Source organism: Mangrovibacterium sp., assembly GCF_059905295.1.
On the sequence record NZ_JBZQJF010000064.1, the window covers coordinates 1 to 5,347 of the forward strand.

5 protein-coding genes are annotated in these 5,347 nt (G+C 40.3%); 4 read left to right on the forward strand and 1 reads right to left on the reverse strand.

The window, feature by feature from the left end; all coding sequences use genetic code 11:
• From AC37HE_RS03605 to AC37HE_RS03620, 4 genes are all read left to right on the forward strand, one after another.
• On the forward strand, positions 1–562 hold a 562-nt coding region (locus AC37HE_RS03605; protein ID WP_500781417.1), incomplete at its 5' end, for an NADH:ubiquinone reductase (Na(+)-transporting) subunit D.
• A 26-nt stretch (positions 563–588) separates the two neighbouring features.
• On the forward strand, positions 589–1,206 hold the full coding sequence (nqrE, locus tag AC37HE_RS03610) for an NADH:ubiquinone reductase (Na(+)-transporting) subunit E (protein ID WP_500781418.1): 618 nt from the start codon (positions 589–591) through the stop codon (positions 1,204–1,206).
• A 19-nt stretch (positions 1,207–1,225) separates the two neighbouring features.
• On the forward strand, positions 1,226–2,497 hold the full coding sequence (gene nqrF / locus AC37HE_RS03615; protein WP_500781419.1) for an NADH:ubiquinone reductase (Na(+)-transporting) subunit F: 1,272 nt from the start codon (positions 1,226–1,228) through the stop codon (positions 2,495–2,497).
• A gap of 370 nt (positions 2,498–2,867) precedes the next feature.
• A complete protein-coding gene (locus AC37HE_RS03620) occupies positions 2,868–3,467 on the forward strand; it encodes a murein L,D-transpeptidase catalytic domain family protein (protein ID WP_500781420.1) in 600 nt (199 codons plus the stop codon).
• Between the two features lie 41 nt (positions 3,468–3,508).
• On the opposite strand, the gene AC37HE_RS03625 is transcribed toward AC37HE_RS03620, so the two are convergent.
• On the reverse strand, positions 3,509–5,218 hold the full coding sequence (locus AC37HE_RS03625; protein WP_500781421.1) for a L,D-transpeptidase family protein: 1,710 nt from the start codon (positions 5,216–5,218) through the stop codon (positions 3,509–3,511).
• Positions 5,219–5,347 lie beyond the last annotated feature (129 nt).

The window sequence follows — 5,347 nt, forward strand, 5'->3', positions numbered from 1 at the left end:
ATTGGGTATTTGTTCTGCACTGGCAGTTACAGCCCAATTGAAACCGGCTATCGTTATGGCTATCGCCGTAACAGCAGTTGTAGCCTTTGCAAACGTAATTATTTCGCTTTTGCGTAATAGTATCCCTAACCGGATCCGTATCATCGTTCAGCTGGTTGTAATTGCAGCATTGGTAATCTTGGTTGACCAGATTCTGAAAGCTTTCGTGTACGATGTTAGTAAGCAATTATCGGTATTCGTAGGTTTGATTATCACCAACTGTATCCTGATGGGACGCTTGGAAGCATTTGCTTTAGGTAATAAACCATGGCCTTCATTATTAGACGGTATTGGTAACGGTGCTGGCTACGGAATGATCCTGGTTATCATCGCATTCTTCCGTGAATTACTGGGTTCAGGTAGTTTGTTTGGATTCAAACTAATTCCTGAAAGCTGGTATATCGCAAACGGAGGTTTCTACTCCAATAACGGTATGATGATCTTACCTCCAATGGCATTGATTACTGTTGGTGTTATCATCTGGGTACAACGCAGTAAAAACCGGAAATTAATCGAAGAATAATTTAGAAATTCAATCTAAGATACGATATGGAAAATCTTATAAATATATTCGTCAAGTCGATCTTCATTGAAAACATGGTGTTCGCATACTTCTTGGGTATGTGTTCTTTCCTTGCTGTTTCAAAATCAGTGAAGACCGCTGCCGGTTTAGGAGCTGCCGTAATCTTTGTATTGGCAATCACCCTTCCGGTAGACTACCTGCTTGAAACGAAAGTGTTGAGAGAAGGTGCCTTGTCTTGGTTAGGACCTCAATTTGCAGATGTTGACCTTAGTTTCTTATCATTCATCATGTTCATCGCAGTTATTGCATCAATGGTACAGTTAGTTGAGATGATTGTTGAGAAATTTGCGCCGGTATTATATACTCAGCTGGGGATCTTCCTTCCGTTGATTGCTGTAAACTGTGCAATCCTTGGGGGATCATTGTTCATGCAACAAAAAGCCTTTAACAATATTGCCGAAGCAACAACTTATGGCGTTGGCTCGGGTATTGGTTGGTTCCTGGCCATTATTGGTATCGCAGCAATCCGCGAGAAGACCCGTTATTCAAATGTACCGGCTCCGTTGCGTGGTTTAGGTATTACCTTCATCATCACCGGGCTAATGGGTATTGCATTCATGGGCTTCATGGGTATTAAACTTTAATCTGTAAAAATTGAGAACTATGATATTATTAGCAGCTCAATCAACAGTTATTGTTACCAGTGTGATCATTTTCCTTTTAGTGATCATCCTGTTGGTTTCAATTCTGTTGTTTGTTAAAAAGAAACTGACTCCATCCGGAAAAGTTAAGGTTGACCTTAACGATGGTTATATGGAGATCGAGACTGAACCGGGAGGTACGTTGCTATCAACATTGAGTAACAATAAAGTAATCCTGCCATCAGCTTGTGGTGGTGGTGGTACTTGTGGTATGTGCCGTTGCCAGGTTGTAGAAGGTGGTGGTTCTATCCTACCTACTGAAACAGGCTTCTTTACCCGTAAAGAACAAGCAGACCATTGGCGTCTTGGTTGTCAGGTTAAGGTAAAGGAAGACATGAAACTTCATATTCACCAGGAAGTTCTTGGTGTTAAGAAATGGGAATGCGAAGTGGTTTCGAACCGCAACGTTGCAACTTTCATCAAGGAGTTTGTTGTGAAATTGCCGGAAGGCGAAACATTGGATTTCAAATCTGGTGGTTATATTCAAATTGACGTTCCCAAAATCGATGTGGAATTCAAGGATATGGACATCGATGAAAAATTCCGTTCAGAATGGGAACAATTCAATATGTTTGACCTGAAAATGAGCAACCCGGAACCTACATTCCGTGCTTATTCAATGGCCAACCACCCTGCTGAAGGAAACATCATCATGTTGAACATTCGTATTGCGACTCCTCCGTTCGACCGTGTAAATGGTGGATTCAAGAAAATAAATCCAGGGGTTTGTTCTTCATTTATTTTCTCTCGCAAACCGGGTGATAAAGTAACTATCTCTGGTCCTTTCGGGGAGTTCTTCCTAAAGAACAACGACAGCGAAATGATGTTTATCGGTGGTGGTGCTGGTATGGCTCCAATGCGCTCACACTTGTTCCATTTATTCCACACCGTAAAAGAAACCAAGAAAAATGTGACTTTCTGGTACGGAGCTCGCTCCTGGAAGGAAGTGTTCTACTACGAACAATTCAAAGAGATTGAGAAAAACTTCCCGAACTTCACATTCCATCTGGCTCTTGACCGTCCGGATCCGGAAGCTGACAAAGCTGACATTCAATACAAGACGGGCTTTGTACACCAGGTAATTTACGATAATTACCTGAGACAACACGAAGAACCGGAAGAAATAGACTACTACATGTGTGGTCCTCCAATGATGAACTCAGCGGTGCAAAAAATGCTTTACGATTTAGGCGTTCCAGACGAGAATGTTCTATTCGACGACTTTGGAAGTTAATCCCAAACTTCACATATACGAGAGCCACTTTTACAAGTGGCTCTTTTTTTTCTTACCCGCATCATTTCTCCTTTTATTAGCCATTCTAATTCTGAGGTAAAGGTTAATTTATTGCCAAGTCATATATTTTAGCTACTCAACAAAATTAAAAAAACACCTCTTTTATCCCTTCTGGTTATAGTCAAGGGACAGAAATATGATGTAAAACATTCATCTAAAAGGTTTTATTAATACTTTTTAAGAACTTTCTATTTCCCGGAATGATAACTAATTACTAGATTTGTGCCAATTAAATGTGCTTATGCGGAGAGGCTTATCTTTTTTCTTTCTATTTTTCATTGTTCTTATTGGAGTGCTTATTTTCCCACCAATGCATAAAAATTCGGGGGAGGAAGCGATAGCTGCAACCAATATTGACAGCTTGTATATCCACTATACCGAATTAAATATTGCCAATAAGATTCCTTATCCGGTTTTTGCTCAGGCAATTAAAGAACAGCACAAATTTCATTTCAAAAATGATCATATCATTTCTATCATCGATTTCACCAAACCTTCAACGGAAAAGCGACTGTTTGTAATTGATTTAGCGAAGAATCGCTTATTATTTGAAAGCTTGGTAGCACATGGCAGAAATTCAGGAATAAACTACGCGACATCATTCTCCAATGCTGTTCAGTCGTACAAAAGCAGTCCCGGAGTTTATTCAACAGCTGAAACTTACCAAGGGAAGCATGGCTATTCGCTGCGTTTGGATGGATTGGAGAAAGGGATCAATGATCACGCCCGTGAACGCGCTATCGTCATCCATGCCGCCAATTATGTATCCGAAAATTTCATCCAGCACAATGGCCGGTTAGGGCGCAGCTGGGGATGCCCTGCTTTACCAACCAAATTGAATAAAGAGATTATCAACTGTATTAAGGACGGCACCTGCCTTTACATCTATACCAATTCTAATCACGTTTAAAACAAGCATTCGGCGACCAGTTCATCGGAGTTTGATGCCAATCAGAATCTTCCTTTTGAACGGTTTTGGCTTTTAGACTCCAGTTGCTCCAGCACCTTGCCATCGCGATTGTAAATATCCTTATAGAAGGTAAGTTTTTGATTCTCATCAAAACCGACGGTCCAGTATAACAACATCACATCAACATCATTGGCCGGATTAACGCGAGTGGTTTTTCCAGATTGTATAATCTCGTCAATTTTAGCTTTATTATAAGCCGTTCCTTCAAGTAAAATAGCTGCTAGTTCCATTGGATGTTGGGTACGGATACAGCCATGACTGAAGGCCCGCTCAGAACGATCAAATAATGATTTGGACGGCGTATCATGCATAAATACGGAATATTTGTTCGGGAAAATAAATTTGACAAGCCCCAGTGAGTTCCAGCTTCCCGGACGTTGCCGAACGATATACGGAAAATTAGAAGCACTGATCTTACTAAAATTGATTGTAGACGTGTCGATCATATTTCCGGCCTGATCCAGCAAGTCAAAATGATTCTTGCCCAAATATCCCGGGTCTTTTTTCAAGTGAGGAATAATACTATTGCGAATAATAGAAGTAGGGACAGTCCATGTCGGATTGAACTCGATGTAAGCTAATCGATCCTTAAATACAGGAGTCTTTGTATATGGTCTTCCGACCTGCACATTGGTTGCAAAGCGTATTTTATTGTCTTCCATATAATAAGCCTTAAATGCCGGTATATTAACAACAATATAACGGTCGCTCAAATTGGAAACAACCCAACGAGCACGCTCCATATTCACCCTAAGTTTCTCAATTCGGGACTCCAAAGACTCATTCAATGCCTTTAATGTTCCCGGGCCAATAACGCCGTCTATATCGAGTCCATTGGCTCTCTGAAAACGCTCAATGTCTGTTTTAAGTTGGTCATCGTAAACCATACTTTCCATATTAGAACCAGCAGTTAACTCTCCAGTTCGTTGTAAGCGTTGTCGAATCTCCGGAATTCTTTTATCTTCCTCGCCTACTTTAATCACCATAGTCCCTCCGATACTTGACCAACTAATCCCCTCCTCCTTCATTTTTTGGTATTTTATCATTAAATCACGATAGGATTGATAAAGTTGCAAGCGAGGACGCAAACGATACAAGCTTTGAGAAACCTGATGGTGCTGAATCGCTTGTTGAAGTTTTTCCGGCACATTTTCTTTGATGTCCCGAAAACTATAATTCCAATTTGGATCCAATGATTCAGGATCCACTTTCCCATCAAGTATATGATAAGCATACAACAAAACGGCATCAGTTACTAAAATATCAAAACGTGCTACAGCCGGATAATCGACGACATTATCCCCAAGTTTTGCTTTAATCTGACGGACGACAGCCCGAATATGACCGGCATGATAGTCATCCGGATTCAAGCCGTCTTCCCATGAATGCTCTAACGCCCCTAAAGCATCCAGCAATGTTGCATAATCACTCCAGGCCGGCTTATAATCTCTGGTTCTATAAAATTCCGGAAGTACTTTCTCGGAGAAGATAACGTCATCGTCAAATTCCAGACTATTTCCTGCAGCTAAATCGCCTAATGCAATCTGGATTTGCTCACCAATTTTATCTAAATCACGATAGACATTTTGATGTGCCTTTTCGTTTTCATTAGCCTTACTTTGCCCATACAATTGAGTTGCTCCACAAACGACAAGTATGCCAACTATAATATAGCGAATAGCATCATTCATAATATCTCAATGTTTAGTAGAATTAAAATAATTTTTTGTTCTAATACAATTTACGCAATCGTAAAAGCAAATACAACAAGTTCAACACTAATATTATTTTAAATATAAAAACTCAGATTTACGAAAGGC